Source organism: Paenibacillus sp. TSA_86.1 (genome assembly GCF_052691815.1).
Genome location: NZ_JBQZGE010000017.1, coordinates 51641 through 76438, shown reverse-complemented (window position 1 = coordinate 76438; position 24798 = coordinate 51641). Strand labels below are relative to the sequence as shown.

Genomic DNA, 24798 nt, shown 5'->3' with positions numbered 1-24798 from the left:
AGTAGAGATAATTTGACACATCATGCTAATTTTCCTCCCTTATTTACAAATTTTAAGCAATGCTCCGTGGAGCATTGCTTAAAATAATCATTACGGATTAACAAATACCGTTCTGAGCTTCGCGATATATTGCACGTCAAAACCAAGACCTTCGGCAACCATAGCTACCGGTACATAGGTTTTAGCTTCCTTGCCTACTTTGTTCAAGAAGGCCGGGGTATCCACTGCAACGGATGCGCCGTTCACTTTCACGGCATTCGCTCCAATCTTCACAGCTACTGTGCGGTCACCGTAAGTAATGGTTGCAGTTGACGTTTTGTTGTCCCATACTGTTTTGGCACCAACCGCATTCACAATGTCCTGGATCGCGACGAAGTTTTTGCCGTTACGAATAACGGGTTTATACGGTGTGTTCAGCGTCTTGCCACTTACGATGATGTTCATCGGTTGGCCCGCATCGGGTGCAGTCAGTTTCGTGTAATCGCCCCAGATGGTTTTTGCAAACTCTTCAGCAATAGCAGCATATCCGAGCTGATTCGGGTGAAAATCACGGTTTTTGATCATATGTGTCATCGTGCCCTCACCGCCAACAAAGTCTTTGGCTACATGAGCGACTTTTACATCTGCACCCTGAGCTGTGAACTGAGCAGCAATGCCATCAATCGTTTGTGTGAATCCTTGGGAAGCCTGCATCAGCTTGGCATACAGCTCTTTGCCTGCTACTTCTGGCATCGGCTGATACTGGTCAGCAATAACAATTCGGGCAGTTGGATTAATCGCATGAATATCATTAATGATAGCAGTAACATTGGTTGTATACGTGGACAGCAGTTCCTTCACTTTCTCTTGCAGCTCTTGGTCGCTCATGGTGTTCGCTGTACCTAGAAGCTCCGAGACATCATTGCCGCCAATCGTCATCGCAACGAGATTAGCCTGTGCAATACTCTCACGGATCGCAGCCGTATTAGCTCCGATCTGTCCTGCTCTTGGATCAGGCAGACTTGGTTGAATGGCTTCCGAAGTCAGCGTCTTGCCTTCCTTGATCGCATCGGTAAAGTTCTTCAAACCGCCGGTTTTAAGTCCAGCGATGCCGAAGTTATCCACCTGCGTACGTCCATGGAGCAAGCCCTGTTCCTGCAAACGCTCCACGTAACCGTAAGGCAACGTAGTCATTTTTGGCTCATACCCTACGGTGATAGAATCGCCCAATGTGACAACTCGGAACTCTTTCGTTACCGCAGTAGCATCTTTCTTGGTTGCTGTAAGCGATGCTTCGTTGGAAGCCGCAGGTAACACGCCCGTTTTGGCATCGGCAGCATGTGCCGGGAATGCGGACGATGTGAATAGCAACATACCCGCCAGCATGCTGGCGCTCAGTCCTGCCGCGGTGTTTTTCCAAATACGTTTACGCTTCATTCTTGTGAACACTCCTTTAGTTAAACCAGCATTTACACGATTATATAGTACATCCATCATTCCGATGACATATGCTTGTGTATCTCTATTCTATCACTTCCGTAATAGCTTTGTCCTCTTGCCTCTATGTGCACACAAAATAACAGACTCCCCTTGTCAGGAAGCCTGTTATTTATAAAACCTGTCTCCGTTAATGAGCGTAATTCTAAGGATTGTAGGTCTAGGAATGATGGCATGTCTCTTGATGATCGTAAGTGCCACGCAGGTTATGTTTCGCTGTCTGTACCTTGATTCGTCACTCGATCTTGATCTGCACGCTGACTTGTCGTTGCTTCGCCATTTGCCTTCGTTTTCTGCCCGGCAGCACGATCCAGATACCGGTCATATCGATCATCCAGTTCACGGGCCATGGTACGATACTTTAACGTTTCCTCCACAATCGGGTCTCGTTCTGTCTGAATGCGCACCTCGTACTTCGGAGGAATGAGCTGACGCTGACGCTCTTCAACATCGCCAGACGCTTCCATGTCTCCTTCCGTCAGCATATCGCTCAGCCGTCGTTCCAGTTCTTTGGATTCATCCATCGTAATTCGCTCCTTTGATAAGTGGTGTATGCTGCAATCAGATTATTCCAGTCCGGTAGCCTTGGCTTCTTTAAGTACACCCGTCAATGCGTCATGAATCTTGCCATTGCTGGCAACGATGTGGTTCACGGCTAGCGTATATGACGTTCCGAGCGTATCGGTCACCTTACCGCCAGATTCCGCAACCAGCAGCGCACCTGCAGCAATATCCCAAGGTTTGAGACCCACTTCCGTGTAAGCACTCAGTCGACCAGCAGCCACGTAAGCGAGATGAATTGCAGCTGAACCGCCTGCACGCAGATTGCGTACTTGCGGAGCAAGGGCTTGAACAGCAGCCATATTGAGTGGCAGCGCAAATGTTGTATCTGCCGGGAAGCCCACCGCGACAAGGCTCTGTGCCAGCGTCTCTTCACCCGATACCGTCATCCGGTTTCCGTGCACGTAGGCTCCTTTACCTTTTTCCGCAACAAATAATTCATCCCGCGAAGGGTCGTAGATGACACCCACGATTACTTCGCCCTTATGCGCCAGTGCAATGGACACCGAATAGAATGGGAATCCGTGCACAAAGTTCGTCGTTCCATCCACCGGATCAACAATCCAGAGGTACTCTTCCTCTGCTGCCTCTTTCAGCGCTTTTGCTGAAGCCTCAGGCCCCGGTTCGACTCCTTCTTCACCCAGAATAGCGTGGTCTGGAAAATGGGTCAGTATCAGGCGGCGAATCATCTGCTCTGCACCTTTATCCACTTCGGTAACCAGATCTTGAGGAGAATACTTCGTTCCGAGTTCACTTACCGTGCCCAGACGGCTCTTGATCCACTCGCCCGCCTTGGACGCAGCATTAATGGCAACGGCAGTATAGCTTTTGCTTGTCACGACATAAGGTACCTTTTCCTTTTCACTCAAAGCGTTCACTCTACTTTCTATATCAATCTACGAAAAAGTTAAAAATACTTGTTAGAAGTATACGTCCGAGCGTCCGTAAAGTTTCTTGCTGTCCAAGCCCCTTTTGGCTTCACGGATGGATGCGAACGGTAGACTCGTCCACCCATTCCACACCCTCATCCTGATAAAAGGCCAGTTTCTGCATCAGCTGCACCAGAGCTTCATCCTTGCGTTTCGCCTCGATCATCACATCGAGGGTCGGTGTGAGCGGGGCAATATGACGCAGAAAATCGAGTATGGGCTCAACCTCCACTCCATCCGCATGACCGCGAAGGTCCTTTTCACTTTTAGGGCTGGATACATGAATTTTGGGGGCTAAAGGTCTGTCCGGCAGTGCATCCGCCTGCGCGAGCGGTGACTCCCAGGTCTTCAGAATATCCGGCCAAAGCTCCCATGGCTGCTCGCCTTCGTTGTTCACCCATTGGTGATGGATATCCAGCACCATCGGTAAACCGAGGTTCTGACACACCGCCAGCGTTTCGGGCGAATTGAAGGTTTTATCATCATTTTCAAGCGTCAGTCGCTCCTGAATATCCCGATCCAGCTTCAGAAAATTTTCTTCAAAACGCCGTGCAGCCGAAGGCTTGTCCCCGTATGCACCACCAATATGAATATTATTCTTCGCTGTCGCATTCAGACCCATCGCATCCAGCATACGAACATGATGACGCAGATCCTTCATCGAGTTGCGCAGCACCTCTTCGCGAGGAGTACTCAAGACAGTAAAGTGATCCGGATGAAAGGATACACGCATCTGATTTTCCTTCACGAAATCGCCAATCGCTTCAAAGTCCGGCTTCAGCGCCGGAAACGGGTCCCAGTCACTCAGATCCTGATGGGTTGCCAGTGGAATTAATTTTGAAGAAAAGCGATATACATGAATATGGCTACCTTTATTATGCCGAAGTAAACGTAATGTATTGTGCAGGTTCTCGGCTGCAATGCGTTCCAGCTTGCGAATGGCCGCTTCCCTGTCGTCGATTTTGTTAAAACTGGCCATCGTCATGGTCTTGGAAGGCGAAGCATTCTCCACCAGCACCGACATTGCCACGTAACCGAAACGTACAAGCATGAATTTCTTCCTCTCTGTTTAGGACGGACAGACTGCACGGCTGAAGGTAGCCCGCGGAGATAGCCGACATGATATATAACCAAGTTTTACCCTAAACAAGGGAGCATAATCGTATGATTGCAAATCCAGTCAATCGCTCTCTTACAGAAGCTAGACCTTATGAGGCTCTATGGTCGCCCTCCATTGGCAGACGCTAACCCTCAGCCTGTTCCCCAAAAAACATCTCATCGGCAAGTGCTGTCTGAATCCGTGATTCTTCCTCATTCAGCTTGCGGATCAGTTGCATTTCCACTTCCGTCACTTCCTGGTTCTGAAAATTGATCTCCGCAATGGAAGCCACAATCTTCACAATCGCCACGGCTACGTTATCCGGGGTGTAAGCAATGACTTTTTGCCCGGTAGGGAACACCCGGAAGCCTTGTTTGACCATTTTGCCGCGACCGTATTCCAGCAGTTCGAAGAGCTCCTGCTCGCTTTTGAATTTACATACGGAATTAAACTCTGTCTGAAATCCCATGCACATTCCTCCCAATCTCCTGATATCGGAACCCTTACTCGAACATTCGGATCGTCTTAGACTATGCCTGAACGCCGTTCTCGTAATTCAGTGCCTGCTTGCGGTTATACCGCTCCAGTCCCAGTTCAATCATGCGATCGAGCAATTCGGCATACGATACACCTGTTTCGCGCCACAAAAGCGGGTACATGCTGTATGGTGTGAAACCTGGCATCGTGTTCACTTCATTAATTAGTAACGCTCCATCCGATTTGCGGATGAAAAAATCTGCACGCGAGATACCGTTACCTTCAATGGCGCGGAATGCCTGTAAAGCCGCTTCACGGATGCGATCTGCCGCTTCTGTGTCCAGTGGTGCAGGAATCAGCATCTGGGACTGGCCGTCGATGTATTTGGCTGCATAATCATAATACTCACCTGAGGATACAATCTCGCCCGGAACCGATGCCATCGGTTCATCATTGCCAAGAACACTAACCTCGACTTCACGCGCTTCCACAAACTCCTCAATCACAACTTTGGTATCGTACCGGAGTGCAAACTCGATCGCTGTTTTCAGTTCATCGCGGTTACGCGCTTTGGAAATACCTACGCTAGAGCCAAGATTAGCCGGTTTGATGAAACACGGGTAACCGAGCTGATCTTCGACCTGTACGATCATTTCGTGTTCAGTCTGTTTCCATTGTGTCACGTTAAAATAAGTAAAGGCACACTGATCAATTCCGGCTTGAGCGAATAACTTCTTCATGACTACTTTGTCCATGCCGCCTGCTGATGCCAGCACGCCTGCACCCACATAAGGCATATCCGCCATCTCAAACATCCCTTGGATCGTGCCATCTTCACCAAACGTACCATGCAACAACGGGAACATAATGTCGAGTGCTTCCGCCCCGCCGTACAGACGTGCGAACAATGCATTCAGCGCTTCCTGTGTGCCGCCCGCAGATCTTTCCAGCTTCAAATCTTCGATGCGTGCAAAGGGTGCATGCATCACCGCTCCTTTTTTCCACGTCCCCTGTTTGGAGATATAAAAAGGAACCAGTTCATACTTTTCATAGTCAAATGCATTTGTTACAGCAAACGCCGTTTGCAGCGATACTTCATGCTCGCCCGATTTTCCGCCGTATACGACGCCTACTTTTAATTTATCCATACTCATGCATAACCTCCGATTATCTGTACCTGATGCTGTCTGCGCAGCCGTTTCAAACACTTGCCTGCTGCTTCCGGTCTCTGTTCTTATTTTACACGGAACCGGCTGTCTGCGTCACCGCATCCCGCAAATCTTTCCTTCTTAGAACTCATCTGCAATATGAAAAAGCCGGTAAACCGTCCGTTCTGTCCAAGCATACGAATCCCGGTAATCCCAGAAACGATGACGACTGCTCACCGTATGTGCGTTTACAAGCGGCATGCCTCCCGCATCAAAAGCGGTGACTACCGTGCTGTGCTGGAATCGGCCATCCCCGTCCCAGTCATAGAAAATAACATCGCCCAGCATAAGTTGCTCCGGGCGATCCAACTCGGTGGCTATCAGCCCCCAGCTGCTGCCGGAAAGATACCTTGCCAGACTGTTGGAGACAGCCCAGCTGTAACTCCACATTTCCATGCCATTCACATACCCTTTATACCACCAGCCCGCTTCTCTTCTACCAGTATAGTGGATGGGTGCTTCCCCTGCAAAGAGACATTGGGACACATAATTCGTGCAATCCACATCGAATTCTTCAAATGCCGGATTGCCTGCGTTCCACCACCGATCTGCGTAGGCGACAGCCAGATCCCGACGATAGGTTTGCCGTCTGGCACTTCTGCCCTGCCCCAATACTTCCCGGTTGAGCAGTGGCCTGTTTACCGCCTGTACAAAATCGGCTTGCTGATACGGGCGTCCTTCGCCCGCCGGACGGCGTTCCGGCACTTCCCGTTCCACACGCGCGATGCTCCACCGCCCATTTTCGCATAAGAAAGTTAATCGTTCCCGTTCGATCCGATCTTCCCGATGGGTGATGCCGCTCTTCTCATAGAACAGCCTGCTGTAAAGCTGCACTTCCACGACCGCTTCGTCCGATCCATCAATGAGTGTGCGTACAAGCTTGGCGCTGGTCTCGCTGCGAAGAGGCACGGCGCGCCGTCTGCGGTACCATTCATCCAGCCTTGCCATGCGTTCTCCCCGTTCCACTACAAATTCAGGATCGGTTACGATTCGTTCACTCGTCTGCGGACGGTAATCGATCTCACAGCGATTGTACTGGTTGACGTACGTATACAAGGCACTCTTCCATTCGCGTTCCAAGCTTGTGTCCCCCTTTGGTATGAGTTCAGTCTGCTCCTACTATTCATATGAAGGGAACCTTGTTTGTATGTACACAGCTCAGATGAGACACCTAATCTGTGACCTGAAAAGATCAAATTCGTCCACACTCATACCAGAATGTAGTAAACGCCTTCATCCGTTCAAACGCTAGCTTGAACAGGCAAAAAGCCCTTTACGTACGGATGTGAAAACGGTATACTTAAAACTAAAGTTATGATTATGAAATTATGTTTCACCTGATGAAACTACTAAACAAGAACACGGAACGGTGAAGGCCTGTTCTTCATTAGACATGAACGTTTTCTTCATCTCACCGACACATTTTAAGGAGGTACATGTATGTCAGCCAAGAACCATTACTCCGCCGCTCGTTCGCTTGAGGTTGGAGGCAAGTCTTACCGCTACTACAGTCTCGATGCTCTTCAGGAAGGCGGCCACGGTGACCTTTCCAGGCTCCCCTTCTCGATTAAAGTGCTGCTTGAAGCAGCGATTCGTCAATTCGACGGACGTGCTATCACGGAAGAACACGTGAAACAACTGACCGGCTGGGCAGATAGCCGTGATAACAATAAGGAAATTCCTTTTATCCCTGCGCGGATCGTATTGCAAGATTTCACGGGTGTACCAGTTGTTGTAGACCTTGCAGCCATGCGCGATACTGTGAAAAAAGCAGGCGGCGATCCGAAACAGATCAACCCGCTCGTTCCCGTTGATCTCGTTATTGACCACTCCGTTATGGTCGATGCATTCGGAACCAGTGATGCACTGGATTACAACATCAAAGTGGAGTTCGAGCGTAACGAAGAGCGTTATCGCTTCCTTCGCTGGGCACAAACGGCATTCAATAACTTCCGTGCTGTTCCACCATCCACAGGGATCGTTCACCAGGTTAACCTGGAGTACCTTGCTTCCGTGGCTGCAACCAAAACGGTTGATGGCGAAACGGTTGTATTCCCGGATTCCCTCGTAGGTACCGACTCTCACACCACCATGATCAATGGTCTCGGTGTTGTCGGCTGGGGTGTAGGTGGTATCGAGGCCGAAGCAGGTATGCTTGGTCAACCGCTTTATTTTGTAACACCAGACGTTATCGGTTTCAAATTGACAGGCAGCCTGAGCGAAGGTGCAACAGCAACTGACCTCGCGCTCACCGTTACTCAAATGCTTCGTAAAAAAGGTGTTGTCGGCAAATTCGTTGAGTTCTATGGACCAGGCCTTGCCAACATCGGTCTTGCTGACCGTGCAACTGTTGCCAACATGGCACCGGAATACGGCGCAACAATCGGTTTCTTCCCGGTAGACAGCGAAACATTGAACTACCTGCGCAGCACCGGACGTTCCGATGAGCAAGTAGAACTGGTTGAAGCTTATTACAAAGCTCAAGGCATGTTCCGCACTTCCAGCACCGTTGATCCGGAATTCACGGATGTAATCGAACTGGATCTCGGCTCTGTTGTACCAAGTCTTGCAGGACCTAAACGTCCACAAGACCGTATCGAGCTGACTCAAATGAAAGAAAGCTTCAACAGCATCATCCGTACACCTGTCGACAAAGGCGGATATGGACTGAGCGATGAGAAGATTGAACAAAAAGTGCCTGTGAAGCACCCTGACGGTTCCACAACTGAAATGAAAGCTGGAGCTGTAGTCATTGCGGCGATCACGAGCTGTACGAATACATCTAACCCTAGCGTTATGGTCGGCGCAGGTTTGCTTGCGAAAAAAGCAGTTGAACTGGGTCTGACTAAACCAGCATATGTGAAAAGCAGCTTGACTCCAGGTTCCCTCGTCGTTACCGAGTATCTGGAAAAAGCAGGCCTGATCCCGTATCTCGACAAACTCGGATTCAACGTTGCCGGTTACGGCTGTGCAACTTGTATCGGTAACTCCGGCCCACTGCCGGATGAAGTGAGCGAAGCAATCTCTGCCAACGATATGACTGTAGCGGCTGTACTGTCCGGTAACCGTAACTTCGAAGGCCGTGTACACGCACAAGTAAAAGCGAACTACTTGGCTTCTCCACCACTCGTTGTTGCATACGCACTCGCAGGTACAGTAGATATCGACTTCGAAACCGATCCAATCGGTCACGATCAAAATAATCAACCTGTATTCCTGAAAGACCTCTGGCCTAGCTCGGAAGAGATCAAGGATGCTATTGCAAGCTCCCTGAATGCTCAGATGTTCCGCAACAAATATGAGAATGTATTTACTGCCAATGAGCGCTGGAACAACATCGCTGTACCGGAAGGCGAACTGTATGAGTGGGATCCAAACTCCACATACATCCAGAACCCGCCGTTCTTCCAGGAGCTTGGCGATAAGCTGAACGATATTGCTGACATCCGCTCTGCACGCGTAATGGCGTTACTGGGTGACTCCGTAACAACGGATCACATCTCACCAGCAGGTAACATTGCTCCGTCCAGTCCAGCCGGATTGTACCTGAAAGAGCATGGCGTAGAGCGCAAAGACTTCAACTCCTACGGTTCACGCCGGGGTAATCATGAAGTCATGATGCGCGGTACTTTCGCCAACATCCGTATTCGTAACCAGGTAGCTCCAGGAACCGAAGGCGGTATTACGAAATACTTGCCAACGGACGAAGAGATGTCCATCTATGATGCTTCCATGAAGTATCAGGATGAAGGACAGAACCTGATCGTTATCGCAGGTAAAGAATATGGTACAGGAAGCTCCCGTGACTGGGCAGCCAAAGGAACGTTCTTGCTCGGCGTCAAAGCCGTTATCGCAGAAAGTTTCGAGCGTATCCACCGCAGTAACTTGGTAGGTATGGGCGTTATGCCATTGCAATTCCAGGAAGGTCACGGCTGGTCCAGCCTTGGCCTGAACGGACGTGAGACGTTTGACATCACGGGTCTGAGCAACGATGTGAAACCAGGTCAAGAATTGAAAGTAACCGTAACTCGTGAAGACGGTACACAGTTCGACTTCCCTGTTATCGCTCGTCTGGACAGCATGGTTGATGTGGATTACTATCACAACGGTGGTATCCTGCAAACGGTACTGCGTCAAATGATGAAAAAAGCGTAACCCCCTTAATCTTTCATGGGATAAAATGATATAGCAAAACCCCGCTTCATGTGCAGCCTGCACGATGAAGCGGGGCTTTTGATTTTTGATTTATTGAGTTGGGAACTCAGCTTGAGTTGAGTTGGGACCCCGATCTACTCAAAAATCGATCCTGATTCCCACGTCTGAATCATCTGGTGGTGCAGGAATACGATAGATTCCCCTACATTTCAACTTTTCCACGTTGATCCAATCCATAAAGTCATCCCCGCCATAACTACGAGTATACGCCCCATATTCCAGTTCACCATCGAAATTAATGGATTCCACATATTCCGTAAACGGATGTTTACCTTCAATGCTTTGCAGAAAATCAGAAAATTCATTTCTCCACGCTTCGATCTGCTCTGCATATTCGTCAGGGACATAATAATAGAAACCGTCAGGGGTATAATACGAAATTTTCATAATCATCCGATCTACCTCCTAGATTTTCAAAATAGCCATGCCTTCCTTCAGCTGTTCAGAAACAGCCGTATAAAACTCCATGCTATCTGCAAGCTCGCGTTCTGTTTTATGTACCAGGTAATATGAATACTTCTGCATCAACTCATGCTCGTTCAACTCAATGGGCAGGTGAATGATCTCATAATAATCTGTGTTCTCTGAGTTGGCATAATAACGATAACCTCTTTCGCATCGGCCAACATTCATTACCGTTTTGATAACTAATAATTCATCGCGCGTGAAGCTGCGAATCTGTGTGGACCTTTTCTCTTCCAACTCTCGCACGACATGTTGTTCTTCTTGTCTATGCGTGGCGTCTGCGATCTCACTTTCGATAGCGATCAGCGCTCTCATTCTTCCGGCAAGCTGTTCAGCTAACAAAATCAATTCAAGCCCCTCCTCCTAGTGTAGTGAACATATAGGTATTGGCGAACATCGCCTTTTCTTTAAGATACAGAATTAGCATTTCATCGGTGTCTCTCAACTAAGAAACTATTAAACAGTATCGCAAAAGTGTCCGCTTAAAACAACTCGAATAAATGCTCTAAAGTGTAATCCATATAAGATTCCCGTTGGTTAACGAGACGAGATTGCATCCGTAGCAGGGGAAAACTTAAATCCGGGAATGGATGAAAAAGAAGCCCTGATGGCTAGCCAAGATTCTAACGATCACGAGAAGCCTTATTTCGTCCCAAAATAGCCTTTTGAAATTCTAACGATCCGTAGGGACGCTATTGAAGTAAATCCTCCCCGATTTATCCCGATTTCAGCTAAAATTGAGGAAATAACGTCTCTGGTGATCGTTAGAATTTCTAACCCGGCTAAATCAGCCAAATAAGCTCTGTCATGATCGTTAGCGCCGCGAGAGGGACAGAAACAATGGTGACTACAGGCCCCTTTACTATTCCCCTAGTTACTTTCCTAGTGATTCTCATACTCTTCCCGTCGTTATTTCAAATACTGCTCGCCTAGTTATTCGTTGCCACTCGTGAGTTACCTCCCGATAGCAACCTGTTCAGGACCAGCAACATGGTATACAGCAGGTATCCGATCATTCCACCAAATGTATTCAGCATAAGATCATCTACATCAAAGATACCTATACCCGTGAGCAGCTGTGTCCCTTCGTATCCCAGACTAAGCAGGAAGGATAGAATAAGCACATGAATTCCGGTGAAAAAATTATGGCCTAACAGACCCGTAATCAATACGCCGAGCGGCACAAATGCAAGGATATTGCCCACCAGATGAATGGCTGTTCCGGATCGGTGATGAACGGAGAGACTGTACCAATCTCGTTTGATCTCCTGAAATGGCGTCAGATTTACGGTTCGTGTATGAATCAGATCGGGTTGACGTAACAGCTCCGTTAATCTGTCCCAGACCAGTCCTATATCCACGGGACCTCCTTTGAATAAAATCAACTTGGTCAGCAGATAAAGATAAATCAGGAATATAGAAATCCATACAACTCGAAGCGGATTAGACTTCTTCTCACAATTCTTCTCATGATGTTTAGTCGCATGATCGGTCAAATGGCTCATCTGCCGTTTGCCCTGCATATGGCGATCACTCCGATCACGGTGCTCATGCTCACGTTGCTTAAGCTGCTCGCTTGGCTTATTCTGTCTCATGCTGTCTTTCCCTCCCCGATCAGGCCGCGAAGCCGTATATCAACCAGACTGTAACCTGTTTTGTTAATCCCCCGGTCGATGGCGTCCCCTTTTAAACCGATTCGTATGTATCCCATATATATCAAGCCTTCGGTAGTCAGATGCACCAATCCTTTTGGCAACCGTTTAGCGCTCACGCTCACTAGCGTTTCTTAACCGTAACAATAACGCCCTCCATATTGTCTCCTGAGATATCATATGAATCTTTCTCTGGCAAATATATCTTTGTATCCTTCAACACGTGATAATAATGGATGTGGTACGTCTCGCCATCAAGATCAACGGTCACGTCTTTTTTTTCCTTTAACATCTCCAGATACTCTTCCAAAACCATATGATTCTTCGCCATCACTGCACTGTGAGGCATACCCACATATCTAAAATGCCAGGGTTCATACTGAATACCGGTCACTTTCACTTTATCTTTCGGATATCGCAAAATAAAACCGTATCTCCACGCGTTCTTCTCCAGCCATGCCCCCTCAGGAGCTTCGCTCATCGAGGCCAGGCTTGACCCCACGTCTAAGGATAATCCCAGATTGTGCTCGCTGTAGCCCGCAGGCAAAGCGTAGTCAGAACCCTTTTGCCGATACAGCTCGTCCTGCTTCTCAAAATCTCTGTACCCGCTGCTCATCAGGAAATAACGTACATCGTCTTCGGCTGCTGCTTCAACCATCTCCTGGAATCTCTCTGCCACCTCACGGGATAACATCAATCTGTGATCCAGTAGTCCATAACCACGAAGCAAGTCTTCCTCATCAGCTACATGTACAATATCAGAGCGAACACCTTCCTGGTGAATTGGATGCTCGGAATTGACCAAAACGAGATTACCTTTATGTATTCGTTGTTTCGTGTCCTGGCTTGCCACTTCTCGGTACCCCGCATACTTCTCATCCGTGTCCAAAATAACAATCGGCATCTCCTTGTTCCCCGACAAAGCTGCCGGTGATTGCGTCAGGGTATACCCGATCAGGATGATGCATATTAGAAAGCCCCACTTTTTCATGATTGTTCCTCCTTCCTCTCATGATTCAAGGATAGACAAAACAATTTAAAGAAAACGCAGGGCAATTTTTAAGTTTTTCTTAAGTTTCACGAGAAACCTGCTGGAAAACAGGTAGACGAACCTCAAACATCGTACGTACCACATCGCTTGCTACCGATATTACACCCTCATGCTGCTCCACGATGTTACGTGCGATAAACAGTCCAAGACCGGTACCTCCCTCTTGTATTGTCCGTGCCCGATCCCCGGTGTAATACATGTCGAAGATGTGCGGCAGATCATCGGGATGAATGTGCCCCCCATAGTTGATAACCTGAATGACCACTTGATTGCCATCCCGGAATCCGTTAATGTCCACATACATACCGTCCTTACCATGCCGCGCAGCATTAATCAGCAGATTCTCGAACACACGGGCGAGCAGCTCCCCGTCTCCTGATACGGTAAGATCATTATCGATCTTGAGACGGGTGAGCAAATGATTCTTTTCAAAAACAGGATAAAGCTCCTCGTTCATCTGTTTCAACAGCTCGCTCAGGTCCAGCTGCGTCTTGCGCACAGGCAGCCTGCCGTGGTTCATCCGTGTAATCTCAAACAGATCATCAATCAGCTTCTCCAGCCTCTGGGACTTGGTAAACGCGATTGCTGTGAAATGACGTGCCTGTTCTTCTGTCAGTTGTTCATCCTTCATTAGCAAATCCAGATAGCCCAGCACGGAGGTTAGCGGTGTACGCAGATCATGAGCAAGGTTTACGATGAGCTGGTCTTTGCTGTTCTCGGCAAAATCCCCTCGTTCCATTGCCTCTCGCAGCTTCTGGCTGGCCAGATTCACACTCTCCGCAATGGAACCCAATTCATCCTTGGACGAAATCTGAACGCGATGCTGAAAGTCTCCATTCGCCAAGTGATTAATACCCGCGGAAATCTCTTTGAAATACGTAACATAAGGTCTCGTAAACAAGTAGAAAAATAAAATCGCGAGCGGGATAAACAGGATCATAAAGACATAAATATCCCCGATGCTTCTCATGATACTCCGATATTCCGCCAGTGGATCTTCCATCCGCACACCTGAGTAATACATCTGCAACAGCCTGTAGACGATAAATGTTACGCCGCCAGAAGACAGCATGCTCAGACCGAGCAGCATAATCATCGTTGTGCGAAAGCTTCTGCGTTTAGTCATTGAACGTGTACCCCACGCCCCAGATGGTTTTGATGAACTTGTTCTTGTCCACATCTTCTCCGAGCTTCTTGCGCAGTGTCCGAATATGTACCATAACGGTGTTGCCACTTTCGAAATAAGCTTCTCCCCATACCTTTTCAAAAATACTTTCTGCGCTAAAGACCTGTTTCGGATTACTCGCGAGCAGCACTAAAATATCAAATTCCTTCGGTGTTAACTCCAGCGGTTTACCATAAAGCGTCACGCTGTGCTGCTCTGGTGCAATGACAAGTCCGCCCTTTTCCAGAATCGAGCGCTGAACCCCCGCTGTGGACTGACTGAATTGCAAAGAACGGCGCAGTTGAGAATTCACACGGGCCACAAGCTCCATCGGATTAAACGGTTTGGTCATATAATCATCGGCACCCATCACAAGCCCCGTGATTTTATCCATGTCCGAGGTTTTGGCGCTCAGGAAAATAATTGGAAAATGATGCTGCTCCCGTATTTTGCGGGTCACTTCATACCCGTCCATACCCGGCATCATAATGTCCAGTACGGCTAAATCAATAGCATGTGTCTGGATCGCCTGCAGTGCTGACTGTCCGTCAGATGCCTTGACGGTATGATAGCCTTCTTTTTGTAAATGTAAAGCAACCAGATCTGCGATCTCTACTTCATCGTCCGCAATCAGAATCGTAATTCGCTTCATTGCTTATTTCACTCCTATATGGGATGCTGGGCAATATAATACATATGAATCTAACAGATAAGTCCGGGTTTAACAATTGAAAGCAATGTTATATTAGTAGAACAAAAATTTTACACAGCCCACTCCGATGACAGAATAACCTTCCGATCGCTGTTATCCCCAGATTTTTTGCTTCCCTTCTCTATAGGGAAAATCCGGTGATAAGCATATGCTTCCGAAGCAGCTTTCTTTCAGAATGCTCTCAGCGAGCGCTTCGCTTCTCCGGGTTTTTTCTGTTCTCTCCGTTCAAGTGTAAAAGAAATTGCTCATTTATATAAACACAAATAAAAAAAAGGAAGAGATCGCTATGAAACTGGAGCGTTTGTTAGCCATTGTAGTACTGCTCATTAACCGCAGGCGATTACAGGCGAAAGACCTGGCAGATATGTTTGAGGTATCGATCCGTACGATCTATCGGGATATCGACACATTGGGGCAAGCCGGGATTCCGGTCGTGACCTATCAGGGAGCAAGCGGCGGCATCGGGCTAGCAGAAGGTTACCGCCTGGATCGCAATCTGTTAACCGACAAGGATCTCGTTGCCATCGTCACCGCGCTGCGCAGCATATCCACCTCGCATACAAATACTGCGCGTGAGTTATTGGTAGAGAAGCTCAGCAGTATTGTGCCGGAAGCCAAAAACGAAGATTTTCAAGCCAGCACCCATCGATTCATCGTGGATTATTCAACGTGGACACACCCTGAAGCTCTGCAAAACAAATTAAACGTTATTGATCAGGGGATCGATCAGCTTCAATGCATTTATTTTGCCTATTGCAGCGCCGAAGGTATACAGACCTATCGTACGGTTGAACCACACACGCTTGTGCTGAAGAGACACGCGTGGTATCTGTATGCCTTCTGCCATGAACGAAATGAATTCCGTATGTTCAAGCTCGTTCGGATGAAAGAAGTCTTTCTTGCCGCAGAGCACTTTGAACGAAAATCCATCAACCTTCAAGACCGGCCATGGCAACAGGAATGGAGCCAGCCAGACAACAAGCTTGGGATTACCCTGAGATTCCATGCCCGTGCCCGTCATCTCGCGGAAGAATGGTTCGGTATTGAAAATGTATTGCCTGACGGCAACGGGTATTATATCAGCCAGATCGCTTTCCCGGAAGATAACTGGCTATATGGCTTTATTCTCGGCTTTGGCGCGGACGTGGAGGTATTGGAACCTCTGCATATTCGGGACAATGTGTGCCGTATGGCAGAGCAAATTGTGCAAAATTATAAAACCTCAGCTCAAACCTGACAGACAGCTGTCCAGTTCCTCCCCGTATACTTCAACTATGTTCAGGTTGAAGTTGTACATATAACCGAGGAGGAATGAATGATGAACGTTACCGTATGTCAAAGCTGTGGTATGCCACTCACAAGCGCCGATCAATTTGGTACAGAAATGGATGGCAGCACCACCCGGGAATACTGCATTTATTGTTACAAGGATGGCAAGTTTGAGCAGCCGGGCATCTCGCTTGAAGGTATGACCGAGATGTGCACCGCCATTCTCAAGGAAGAAGGCATGGATGAGGAATCGGCTCGCTCGATGCTGCGCAACCAACTACCCTTTTTGAAACGCTGGCGCAATGAAGGAAATGAACGGAGCGGTGAGGACGGGGCTACTGTGTTAGATAACACTTTGGCAGGAAAAATAAGAGCAGACGAGCAATCATCTCTGTCAGATGCGTCTAATCCAGCGAAAAATGCTCCGTTTTCCAGCGAGCCTGCTCGCTATGTTACCCTTCCGGGCAAACGCCTAGCCGGACTGTCCGCACGTACAACCAATGCGATTGAGATGAGCGGCCAAGGCAGCATCGGCGCGTTATGGGGTCGTTATTTTGCCTCCGAACATATTCCGGCTACTGAAGCTGCACGCTACGGCTGTTACACGGATTACGCGGATGGCATTGCCGGTGAATATACCATTTTGATCGGGCATGAAGTCGGCGAGGGAGAACAACTACCTGAAGGTTTCGACGAGGTTCAGTTACCGCCTGCTACCTATGCAGTGTTTACTTCGAGAACCGGACCGATGGTTGAAGTAGTCAGCGAAGTGTGGGGAGCGGTGTGGGCGTGGAACCATCAGAGTGACCGCACATTTACGGGAGATTTTGAGTTTTACGATGAGCGGAGTTTAGACCCGGAACATACACAGGTGGATGTATATATTGCGGTAAAAGAACGCAGGTAATAGAAGTAATAGTAACGGATACCCCCATTCAAAAAGGAATTTAAAGAGAGAATCAAATGAGGAAACCTGTAGCTGCCAAGTGGTCTTGGCAGCTTTTTTGACATTTTTCGATCCATATCCCCCGACCATAGAACCAAGTTAGTTAGCTTATACCATACCTAGTCACTTGGACATATGTCTTAGAGGCAAGCACCATTGACTTCCCTGAAATTAGGACCATTCACTTAACAACCGATACCATGCTCCCATACCTCGCCTCTCATATCAGGTTCTTTGTTCCTGAATTTCCCTAAAACCGTTTACATCTTCTGAATACCGGGTAAAATCACTACATCCGAGTCGGAATAACAATTGAATTTCCGCTTCTTCATGTAACAAGTCATATGTACCTATATGTGTACAAGGCGAATTCATTTGAATGTCACCAACAAAACAAATGTTGAAAATACATACAAACGAACGATGCATGTCCATCATGCATGTAAGGAGGAACCAAGATGATCCGCATGCCTATTCAGCAAATGATCCCGTATCACCACCAATATCCACGCAACACGGAGACCAATGCACCTAAAAAGGAAAATGAGAACACTCAAGGCCTATCCTTCCATGAAATTTTACAGCAAAAAATGGCGAAAAAGAACGTATCCATGAACATAAGATAACGCTTTACATCTCTGCGGCTGCTCCCTATACTACGTGTAAAAGATGACATTTCAGGCGCGACGTTTCTTACCGATGGTTCACACTTATGGTGTGATCCAGACGCGTCTTGTAGTCACTCTACATAAAGGGGATTGCTTATGAGCACCATTGCCTGTTTCCACGCGCATTACTCCAATATCAGGTTGATTGAACAAGCACTGACTTCTTATAATATCGAACTGGTTCACTATGTAGACCCCGGTCTTGATCGGCTCAAGCATGATGAGGATTTCAATAGTGCGCTTGTTCGGGAAAAAGTAAATCAGACACTGCAATGGATGAGCCGCTGTCACGCTGACGCTATTCTTGTGACATGCACCTTGTTCGCAGCCGTGCTGGAACAAATACAACCGTTACCGATTAGGGTAACGGGTATTGACGATTCACTGCTCGCGATGATGGTAAAACATCCGAAGCGGTATTTGCTCGCGTTTACCAATCCCGCCACAGTAGAGCCTACGATGACTCGATATCATGACTATATGGATCAACACTTGGTAGGAAGGGACAAGCCTGAGTTAGAATCTGTGTTGCTTCCTGGTCTATTCGATATGATTATGCGAGGTGACCAAGAAGGCTATAACGTCGCGTTAAAAGAAGCATTGCAGCAGCTTGCTCTTGAATGCAAGGATACTTGTCTTGTCGCAGCTCAGCTCTCCATGGCTCCTGCCGCTGAGCAGGCATCTGCCAATGCAGGTATGACCATTTATACGCCGCTTTCATTATTAGGCGCGAACCTGGAGCGGGATATCGGCATCACGAAGAAAGTATAATTAACTCGGAAGCACACTCGTTGCATGGTAAAACCAACAGTGATCTAATCACCATAGCTAAACGTATGTAGAATTTTATTTCGGAGGGAACGAAAACATGAAAAATCTCACGGTTGAACCAGGTCAATCTATCGGGGATATCCGGCTGGGCATGACACAGAATGAAGTTGAACAGACGGAGGCTTTCAGCTTTGATCCCAATGTGGAGTACGATGCCCAAGGCAGAGCACATTTTATTGAGTTTTATGAAAGTGATGAGTTTAAATGTATGCTGGGAGAACTCGATCTGCTAGGCACCGAAGCCGACGTTCTTGTTCCTCAGTTGGATGCCATTGCACCATATGACCGCGAAGATCCCGAGCTTGGTTGCAGTTACCAGTTCGATCAGATCGGTTTGATTCTATGGCGTCCTGTGCCCATGAGCCGAGAGGATATGCAGGAGCCGTGGTTCCTGGAGATGCCACCCGAAAATCAACAGGATGAAATGAAACATCTCTGCTTCTCAACGGCAGCCGTGTATGCAAAAGGATATTATGAGTAACCAAGTTGCGGTTCATTTTTATGGTTACGTGATACGGTTACGTGATACGGTTATGAGATAGTTACATGAAATCGTAAAATCCTATGAGGATCGAGGATGCATAGATCAAGAATTCATACAACCGTAGAGGATATATACAATCGAACAATGATCGCAGGAGGATCAGATACTCCCTTCTTACCGCTAACGATCTGAGAGAACGCTATTTACTTCATTTCAGCACCATTGAAATTCTAACGATCCTGAGAAACCTTATTTTAGGTTTTTAGCAGCGAATTGCCTCTTTTTTGGCTAATTTCAGCGAAATAACGTCGCTGGAGATCGTTAGAATTTTTTTCGCGCCAAAAACGTTAAAATAAGGTTTGTGGAGATCGTTAGATTTTAGATCATTCTCTGTGCAGATGCGAGAACCGCCTGACCCCTTAATATAAAATATGAGGTGATCAGAACATGAAATTTCTATATGTCCTTATCTTGTTCATAATAGGTATGGGATGTTCAGCTTTCCTGCATGCAGGTAATCTAAGACTGTCCGATGGCTTATTGTTTGTAATCGCTGGTATCTTGTATCGTATGTGGAACAAAATTGATAGGGAATAAAATTTGATTAAATTCAAATCGCACCACCAAGCCGGAGAAGTGTATAGATATAACCTTTTAAAAGGAGAACTCCGGTGATAACGGCGAAGCTTATGCTTCCGATGCAGCTTTCTTTCAGAAGCTTTTAGCTCCGCTTCTTCAGGCTTCTTCAGGCTTTTTCTACTTTATTACCGTGCCCGATACTCCGCCGCTTTCGACAGCATCCCAGCGGCGACCGCTTCCTCATCATTCAGGCCGCGATCTGCGGCAAAGGCACGAATATCCTGCGTAATGCGCATGCTGCAGAACTTCGGCCCGCACATTGAGCAGAAATGTGCCTCCTTCGCCCCTTCTGCGGGTAGCGTCTCATCGTGGTAGGATAGTGCCCGTTCCGGGTCGAGGGACAGGTTAAACTGATCCCGCCAGCGGAATTCGAAGCGTGCCTTCGACAGCGCATCATCCCGGCGCTGGGCGCGTGGGTGGCCTTTGGCCAAATCAGCCGCATGAGCGGCTATTTTATAAGCGATAACCCCTTCACGCACATCATCCTTGTTCGGAAGCCCCAGATGCTCCTTCGGCGTGACATAACAGAGCATGGACGTACCAAACCAGCCAATCATCGCCGCCCCAATCGCAGACGTAATATGATCGTATCCCGGTGCAATGTCCGTGGTCAGCGGCCCAAGGGTATAGAACGGCGCTTCCTGGCAGATTTCCATCTGCAAATCCACATTCTCTTTGATCTTGTGCATCGGCACATGCCCCGGCCCTTCAATCATCACCTGTACATCATGCTTCCACGCAATCTGCGTTAATTCTCCGAGCGTTGCCAGCTCCGCCATCTGTGCCTCGTCATTGGCATCGTAGATGCTGCCTGGGCGCAGTCCGTCCCCAAGAGAGAAAGCCACATCATACCTTTTCATAATCTCGCAGATTTCTTCAAAATGAGTGTACAAAAAGTTCTCCTGATGATGTGCCAGGCACCATGCCGCCATAATCGACCCGCCCCGTGAAACGATGCCCGTCATCCGTTTCGCCGTCATTGGAATATATCGCAGCAATACGCCGGCATGAATCGTAAAATAATCCACACCCTGCTCCGCTTGTTCAATCAGCGTATCCCGGTACAACTCCCAGGTGAGCGCCTCAGCCTCTCCATTCACCTTTTCTAATGCCTGATAGAGGGGCACCGTGCCAATCGGCACAGGGGAGTTACGGATGATCCATTCCCGTGTCGTATGAATATTCTTGCCTGTCGAGAGATCCATCACCGTATCCGATCCCCAGCGCACAGCCCAGGTCATCTTCTCCACTTCCTCTTCGATGGAGGAAGATACAGCGGAATTGCCAATATTAGCATTGATCTTCACGTGAAAATGACGACCAATCAACATCGGCTCACTCTCCGGGTGATTGATGTTGGAGGGAAGAATTGCCCTGCCGCTCGCCAGCTCCTGCCGCACGAATTCCGGCTCCACGCCTTCACGAATAGCGGCGTACTCCATCTCTGGCGTAATCAAGCCCTGCCGTGCATAGTGCATCTGTGTGACACAGCGTCCAGCCTGTGCACGCAGCGGCTGCCCCCGAAGGCCGGGGTATTCCTCTGCCCCGGCTCTTCGGCCTCCGGGCTTCAAGCCGTTATCCTCCGGCTTGATTGCCCGGCCCTCATACGCTTCCACGTCACCGCGCTCCATGATCCAGTGCGTGCGAAGCGCAGGTAAACCGGCCCGAATGTCCATCTGGAATTCGGGATCGGTCATCGGGCCGCTCGTATCGTAGACACGCAGCGGCTCATTATGCTCCACCCCTTGGGGAGTATTGGTGTCATGAAGGGCAATTTCACGCTCCGGTACAGCGATGTCCGGTCGTGAGCCCTGAATGTAGACTTTACGGCTGCCCGGGAAGGGTTGAACCCTTCCAGCCGCTCCGGTTTCTTTTTCCACCGGATGACCCTCGCTCCCCAATTCTTCGATTCCATTCTGTTGCCCCGTTTGCTTATGTGTACTCATGTCTCCTGTTTCCTCCTCTGTAATCTTCTCTTGCGTTATGTCTCCACCAATGCGTCAGTTTCAACGACCACCACACCTGCCCGGAAACATTCAGAGCACAGAAGTACAGCAGGATTGTTCCTGCCCACGCAGCCAAACAGATCCAGGAGACAAATTTTTATGTACAGTCAGCGAGAGAAGCGAGATCACTTCACCTGGAAGTCCAGGCATGTATGTCGCAATGGTTATGCTGTCACCGCGATAGTGAAACACAACAAGTGAATCTCTGCCAGGCACTGTAAATAAAAAAAGCCGGTTCCGAAGGAACCGACTGATGTCCATCACCATACACGCAACAAGGGCCATCTGCTGCCAAACAGCATCTATCCCAGGTTAACGTCTGTGGTGCTTGTGGTCATATGGCCGATTACTTCCCTACGCTGGTATGATCCAGATCAGGTGCAAAGGGTCCGGAATCTCATGCGATTCCGTCTCAGTCCGGACAATTCGGACTCCCCCAGTAACGTAAACGTATTACGGCAATTCAGCCGCTGTTCAACTTAAAAATATGACATTCAACCGGCCCCGATGGGCCGTCCATTACAGAGTAGCTTAATCTGGTTATAAATACAACCTTAATATTCCAGATCATCAATTCCTTTTGTGCAAAACTTCAAGCATGAGCCTGGCCTTACGACAACATAAGTCCCATCTGCGCGGCCGCTTCTTTCAATACAGGAGCGTACTCATGCAATGTGTCTTGCGAGAGCCTGCTGACAGGCCCCGACACAGACAGCGCTGCCGCGATATTGCCTCTGCGATCCATAATCGGTACGGACACCGCAGCAGCTCCCGGCTCGCGTTCCTCATAACTGGTTGCATAACCGCTTCCTCTGATGTCCTCCATCTGTGCCAAATATACTGCTGGATCAATAAATACGGGCCATTCCGAGCCGTTCATCAGCTCCTCCCGATCCTCTTCAGATGCAAAGGCCATCAACACTTTGCTGGAAGCTCCTACGGAAAGCGGCAGTCTGACACCTACTGGCGCAACCCGGCGAATCGCCTGATCACTCTGCACCGCCTGAATCCGAATCCGCTCGCTGCCGTCACGGAGATAGAGACTTACCGTCTCGCCCAACCGATCCCGGAGCCGTTCCATCGCGGGCAATAGCAAAATCGCAGGATCATCACTACGTGACATGTGCGCAGACAGTTCCCAGATGCGAATGCCAAGCCGGTACTTCTCGGTTGCTGCGTCGCGTATCACGAACCCCCGATCCTCCAGTGTTGCCATCAATCGATGCACCGTACTTTTGTGTAAACCGATCTGACTGGCAATTTCGGTGAGTCCAAGATCACTGCGTGTGGTAAAACATAATAATATATCCAGCGCCCGTTCTACAGCCCGGACGGTTAACTTGCGGTCTTCCATGGCATGGTGCCCTCCTCATGTTTCATCACATGAAACTTGGTTACATAAATTATATGAGAAACGGTCTCATCTGTAAACCAAAAAGAACCTTTTTGAAGGTAATGCGCAATCTAGAAAGTGGACCAGGATATGCATTTTGCACTTCGTAACCCCCTGTAATTTACACACTATGGAAAAGTTACCTCTACATCTTAAGAACTATATAACAATTGCGTAACAAATGCCTTCATTTGATTGACTTTGACTATATGGGGACATACGATAAAGACAGGAACCCTTTCGTTTATAACAACACAAAGTGTGACTTTAGAATCACGCTGTCATCGTCATGAATATGGCTTGAACAGATATAACATTCTATTTTTCACATCGTTAAAATCTTGGCCAAATGTATCTTTAACCGAAACTCAAAGGAGGGGCGTGCATGTATCCGACATCCCAGAGCGAAGCCCCGCTGCATACCAAAGTGTCCGATCTGCCCTCTTCATTGTCACCCAGGCTGATTCGGTTCAAGCATATTATCGTAGCGTTGCTGCTCTCCGTTGTATTTTTCTTATTGTTTTGTTTTATTGCCTTACACGGTTATATTGCATGGGTACTCTCCAATCCTACGGTCGCGCCAGTGTTCTCCAACCCGATGCAAGCCAAAAATATGAAATACGAAGACATCACATTCCCTGCGGCAGATGGCAGTCGCACGATGCAAGGCTGGTATATTCCAGCGAATACCGATGCAGGTAAAACCATTATCTTCAGTCACGGCTATGGAGCCAATCGCGAGGAAACCTGGGTACCCATGTATGACCTCGCTCATTACGCGCACCAACTCGGGTTTAATGTGGTGATGTTCGATTATGGCTTTGCCTCTCAGGTGAACCGGGCGGTAGCTACTGGAGGTAAAGCGGAGTCACAGCAACTACTGGGAGCCATTCAGTATGCGAAGCAGCGGGGTGCACAGGAGCTTGTTGTCTGGGGATTCTCCATGGGAGCCGGAACGGCTCTACAGACTGGACTGCTGACCAACGAAGTGGATGCCATGATTCTGGATAGCACGTTTCTGCTGGAGCCGGATACGCTGTATCACAACATTCATAATCAGATCAATCTGCCGCGTCAGCCTACGCTGGAGATTATGAAGTTACTCTTCCCGATCTTGAATGGTACCGGCTTACAGCAAATTCCGTATCAGGAAGTGAAGAAAAAAGACTATCCATTCCCGATCTTCTTCATTCATGGCACAGAGGATGAGAAAGCACCTTACCCGATTGCTGAGCAGCTTGCCGCCAATCAGACCAATCCTTATTCAGAAGAATGGATTGTACCGGACGCACATCATGAACTGATCTTCCGGGAGCATCCAAAAGAATATTTACGCCGCGTCTCGACCTTCCTTAGTCATGTGACGAAGACAAGCAACGAGGGTGTGCAACCAAACCAGTAGTAACGTAGTCATTCAGGAATATACGTTTTCAATAATCAAAATGATATCTAACATTAGATGACCTTAGAGCCCTCCGGGGCTCTTTTTTTATACACATAGGACAATACGCTGCAAGAATACACTGTTGAGACAGAGTAAAGATAATTGAAC

23 protein-coding genes and 1 riboswitch are annotated in these 24798 nt (G+C 48.2%); of the genes, 7 read left to right on the top strand and 16 right to left on the bottom strand.

Features of this window, described 5'->3' with window-relative positions; translation table 11 throughout:
* Positions 1–90 precede the first annotated feature (90 nt).
* From ACUTVW_RS23565 to ACUTVW_RS23535, 7 genes are all read right to left on the bottom strand, one after another.
* Positions 91–1416: a stalk domain-containing protein gene (locus tag ACUTVW_RS23565; RefSeq protein WP_445647996.1), complete on the bottom strand. Its 1326-nt coding sequence runs from the start codon at positions 1414–1416 to the stop codon at positions 91–93.
* A 266-nt stretch (positions 1417–1682) separates the two neighbouring features.
* Complete coding sequence (locus ACUTVW_RS23560) at positions 1683–2000, bottom strand: hypothetical protein (protein WP_445647995.1); 318 nt, start codon at positions 1998–2000, stop codon at positions 1683–1685.
* A gap of 42 nt (positions 2001–2042) precedes the next feature.
* Positions 2043–2906, bottom strand: a complete 864-nt coding sequence (locus ACUTVW_RS23555; RefSeq protein WP_445647994.1) for an inositol monophosphatase family protein — start codon at positions 2904–2906, stop codon at positions 2043–2045.
* Positions 2907–3015: 109 nt separating this feature from the next.
* Entirely contained in the window at positions 3016–4017 is a 1002-nt protein-coding gene (gene uvsE, locus ACUTVW_RS23550; RefSeq protein ID WP_445647993.1) for a UV DNA damage repair endonuclease UvsE, read from the bottom strand.
* 193 nt (positions 4018–4210) lie between these two features.
* Positions 4211–4534, bottom strand: coding sequence for a hypothetical protein (locus ACUTVW_RS23545; protein ID WP_445647992.1), 324 nt, complete (start codon positions 4532–4534; stop codon positions 4211–4213).
* A gap of 61 nt (positions 4535–4595) precedes the next feature.
* Positions 4596–5696, bottom strand: coding sequence for a D-alanine--D-alanine ligase (locus ACUTVW_RS23540; protein ID WP_434748117.1), 1101 nt, complete (start codon positions 5694–5696; stop codon positions 4596–4598).
* A gap of 135 nt (positions 5697–5831) precedes the next feature.
* On the bottom strand, positions 5832–6830 hold the full coding sequence (locus tag ACUTVW_RS23535) for an amidase domain-containing protein (protein WP_445647991.1): 999 nt from the start codon (positions 6828–6830) through the stop codon (positions 5832–5834).
* Between the two features lie 360 nt (positions 6831–7190).
* Here ACUTVW_RS23535 and acnA point away from each other — a divergent pair, with 360 nt between their 5' ends.
* On the top strand, positions 7191–9905 hold the full coding sequence (gene acnA, locus ACUTVW_RS23530; RefSeq protein WP_445647990.1) for an aconitate hydratase AcnA: 2715 nt from the start codon (positions 7191–7193) through the stop codon (positions 9903–9905).
* A 138-nt stretch (positions 9906–10043) separates the two neighbouring features.
* On the opposite strand, the gene ACUTVW_RS23525 is transcribed toward acnA, so the two are convergent.
* From ACUTVW_RS23525 to ACUTVW_RS23495, 7 genes are all read right to left on the bottom strand, one after another.
* A complete protein-coding gene (locus ACUTVW_RS23525; RefSeq protein ID WP_445647989.1) occupies positions 10044–10358 on the bottom strand; it encodes a hypothetical protein in 315 nt (104 codons plus the stop codon).
* Between the two features lie 12 nt (positions 10359–10370).
* Positions 10371–10778: a hypothetical protein gene (locus ACUTVW_RS23520; protein WP_445647988.1), complete on the bottom strand. Its 408-nt coding sequence runs from the start codon at positions 10776–10778 to the stop codon at positions 10371–10373.
* A gap of 581 nt (positions 10779–11359) precedes the next feature.
* Entirely contained in the window at positions 11360–12025 is a 666-nt protein-coding gene (locus tag ACUTVW_RS23515; protein WP_445647987.1) for a VanZ family protein, read from the bottom strand.
* Complete coding sequence (locus ACUTVW_RS23510; RefSeq protein WP_445647986.1) at positions 12022–12186, bottom strand: hypothetical protein; 165 nt, start codon at positions 12184–12186, stop codon at positions 12022–12024. Before ACUTVW_RS23510 ends, ACUTVW_RS23515 begins: the two co-directional genes overlap by 4 nt.
* Before the next feature lie 20 nt (positions 12187–12206).
* Positions 12207–13073 (bottom strand): M15 family metallopeptidase, encoded by an 867-nt coding sequence (locus ACUTVW_RS23505; RefSeq protein WP_445647985.1) that lies wholly within the window; start codon positions 13071–13073, stop codon positions 12207–12209.
* Positions 13074–13152: 79 nt separating this feature from the next.
* Positions 13153–14259 carry an ATP-binding protein gene (locus ACUTVW_RS23500; protein WP_445647984.1) on the bottom strand — a complete coding sequence of 369 codons (1107 nt, stop codon included), beginning with the start codon at positions 14257–14259 and terminating at the stop codon, positions 13153–13155.
* Positions 14252–14950, bottom strand: coding sequence for a response regulator transcription factor (locus tag ACUTVW_RS23495; RefSeq protein ID WP_445647983.1), 699 nt, complete (start codon positions 14948–14950; stop codon positions 14252–14254). Before ACUTVW_RS23495 ends, ACUTVW_RS23500 begins: the two co-directional genes overlap by 8 nt.
* A 346-nt stretch (positions 14951–15296) precedes the next feature.
* Here ACUTVW_RS23495 and ACUTVW_RS23490 point away from each other — a divergent pair, with 346 nt between their 5' ends.
* The 5 genes from ACUTVW_RS23490 (at position 15297) to ACUTVW_RS23470 (ending at position 19205) form a co-directional block, all read left to right on the top strand.
* A complete protein-coding gene (locus ACUTVW_RS23490) occupies positions 15297–16247 on the top strand; it encodes a helix-turn-helix transcriptional regulator (protein WP_445647982.1) in 951 nt (316 codons plus the stop codon).
* A gap of 78 nt (positions 16248–16325) precedes the next feature.
* The gene (locus tag ACUTVW_RS23485; RefSeq protein WP_445647981.1) at positions 16326–17186 is read left to right on the top strand and encodes a zinc ribbon domain-containing protein; all 861 of its coding nucleotides are present in this window, start codon (positions 16326–16328) and stop codon (positions 17184–17186) included.
* Between the two features lie 497 nt (positions 17187–17683).
* Positions 17684–17851: a hypothetical protein gene (locus ACUTVW_RS23480; protein ID WP_445647980.1), complete on the top strand. Its 168-nt coding sequence runs from the start codon at positions 17684–17686 to the stop codon at positions 17849–17851.
* 138 nt (positions 17852–17989) lie between these two features.
* Complete coding sequence (locus ACUTVW_RS23475) at positions 17990–18664, top strand: hypothetical protein (protein WP_434748130.1); 675 nt, start codon at positions 17990–17992, stop codon at positions 18662–18664.
* Between the two features lie 97 nt (positions 18665–18761).
* Complete coding sequence (locus ACUTVW_RS23470) at positions 18762–19205, top strand: hypothetical protein (protein ID WP_445647979.1); 444 nt, start codon at positions 18762–18764, stop codon at positions 19203–19205.
* Positions 19206–19972: 767 nt separating this feature from the next.
* Here ACUTVW_RS23470 and thiC read toward each other — a convergent pair.
* Entirely contained in the window at positions 19973–21793 is a 1821-nt protein-coding gene (gene thiC, locus ACUTVW_RS23465; protein ID WP_445647978.1) for a phosphomethylpyrimidine synthase ThiC, read from the bottom strand.
* 394 nt (positions 21794–22187) lie between these two features.
* Positions 22188–22301, bottom strand: a riboswitch (TPP riboswitch).
* 162 nt (positions 22302–22463) lie between these two features.
* Positions 22464–23207: an IclR family transcriptional regulator gene (locus ACUTVW_RS23460; protein WP_445647977.1), complete on the bottom strand. Its 744-nt coding sequence runs from the start codon at positions 23205–23207 to the stop codon at positions 22464–22466.
* A gap of 424 nt (positions 23208–23631) precedes the next feature.
* Between ACUTVW_RS23460 and ACUTVW_RS23455 the strand changes: the two genes are divergently transcribed.
* Positions 23632–24648 (top strand): alpha/beta hydrolase, encoded by a 1017-nt coding sequence (locus tag ACUTVW_RS23455; protein ID WP_445647976.1) that lies wholly within the window; start codon positions 23632–23634, stop codon positions 24646–24648.
* The last annotated feature ends 150 nt before the right edge of the window (positions 24649–24798 follow it).

Coding starts and splice junctions, on each gene's coding strand:
- uvsE (WP_445647993.1), bottom strand. CDS start 4,017: ATGCTTGTACGTTTCGGTTACGTGGCAATGTCGGTGCTGGTGGAGAAT.
- acnA (WP_445647990.1), top strand. CDS start 7,191: ATGTCAGCCAAGAACCATTACTCCGCCGCTCGTTCGCTTGAGGTTGGA.
- ACUTVW_RS23495 (WP_445647983.1), bottom strand. CDS start 14,950: ATGAAGCGAATTACGATTCTGATTGCGGACGATGAAGTAGAGATCGCA.
- ACUTVW_RS23485 (WP_445647981.1), top strand. CDS start 16,326: ATGATGAACGTTACCGTATGTCAAAGCTGTGGTATGCCACTCACAAGC.
- ACUTVW_RS23460 (WP_445647977.1), bottom strand. CDS start 23,207: ATGGAAGACCGCAAGTTAACCGTCCGGGCTGTAGAACGGGCGCTGGAT.
- ACUTVW_RS23540 (WP_434748117.1), bottom strand. CDS start 5,696: ATGAGTATGGATAAATTAAAAGTAGGCGTCGTATACGGCGGAAAATCG.
- ACUTVW_RS23475 (WP_434748130.1), top strand. CDS start 17,990: ATGAGCACCATTGCCTGTTTCCACGCGCATTACTCCAATATCAGGTTG.
- ACUTVW_RS23480 (WP_445647980.1), top strand. CDS start 17,684: ATGATCCGCATGCCTATTCAGCAAATGATCCCGTATCACCACCAATAT.
- ACUTVW_RS23470 (WP_445647979.1), top strand. CDS start 18,762: ATGAAAAATCTCACGGTTGAACCAGGTCAATCTATCGGGGATATCCGG.
- ACUTVW_RS23545 (WP_445647992.1), bottom strand. CDS start 4,534: ATGGGATTTCAGACAGAGTTTAATTCCGTATGTAAATTCAAAAGCGAG.
- ACUTVW_RS23490 (WP_445647982.1), top strand. CDS start 15,297: ATGAAACTGGAGCGTTTGTTAGCCATTGTAGTACTGCTCATTAACCGC.
- ACUTVW_RS23515 (WP_445647987.1), bottom strand. CDS start 12,025: ATGAGACAGAATAAGCCAAGCGAGCAGCTTAAGCAACGTGAGCATGAG.
- ACUTVW_RS23565 (WP_445647996.1), bottom strand. CDS start 1,416: ATGAAGCGTAAACGTATTTGGAAAAACACCGCGGCAGGACTGAGCGCC.
- ACUTVW_RS23505 (WP_445647985.1), bottom strand. CDS start 13,073: ATGAAAAAGTGGGGCTTTCTAATATGCATCATCCTGATCGGGTATACC.
- ACUTVW_RS23455 (WP_445647976.1), top strand. CDS start 23,632: ATGTATCCGACATCCCAGAGCGAAGCCCCGCTGCATACCAAAGTGTCC.
- ACUTVW_RS23500 (WP_445647984.1), bottom strand. CDS start 14,259: ATGACTAAACGCAGAAGCTTTCGCACAACGATGATTATGCTGCTCGGT.
- thiC (WP_445647978.1), bottom strand. CDS start 21,793: ATGAGTACACATAAGCAAACGGGGCAACAGAATGGAATCGAAGAATTG.
- ACUTVW_RS23525 (WP_445647989.1), bottom strand. CDS start 10,358: ATGATTATGAAAATTTCGTATTATACCCCTGACGGTTTCTATTATTAT.
- ACUTVW_RS23560 (WP_445647995.1), bottom strand. CDS start 2,000: ATGGATGAATCCAAAGAACTGGAACGACGGCTGAGCGATATGCTGACG.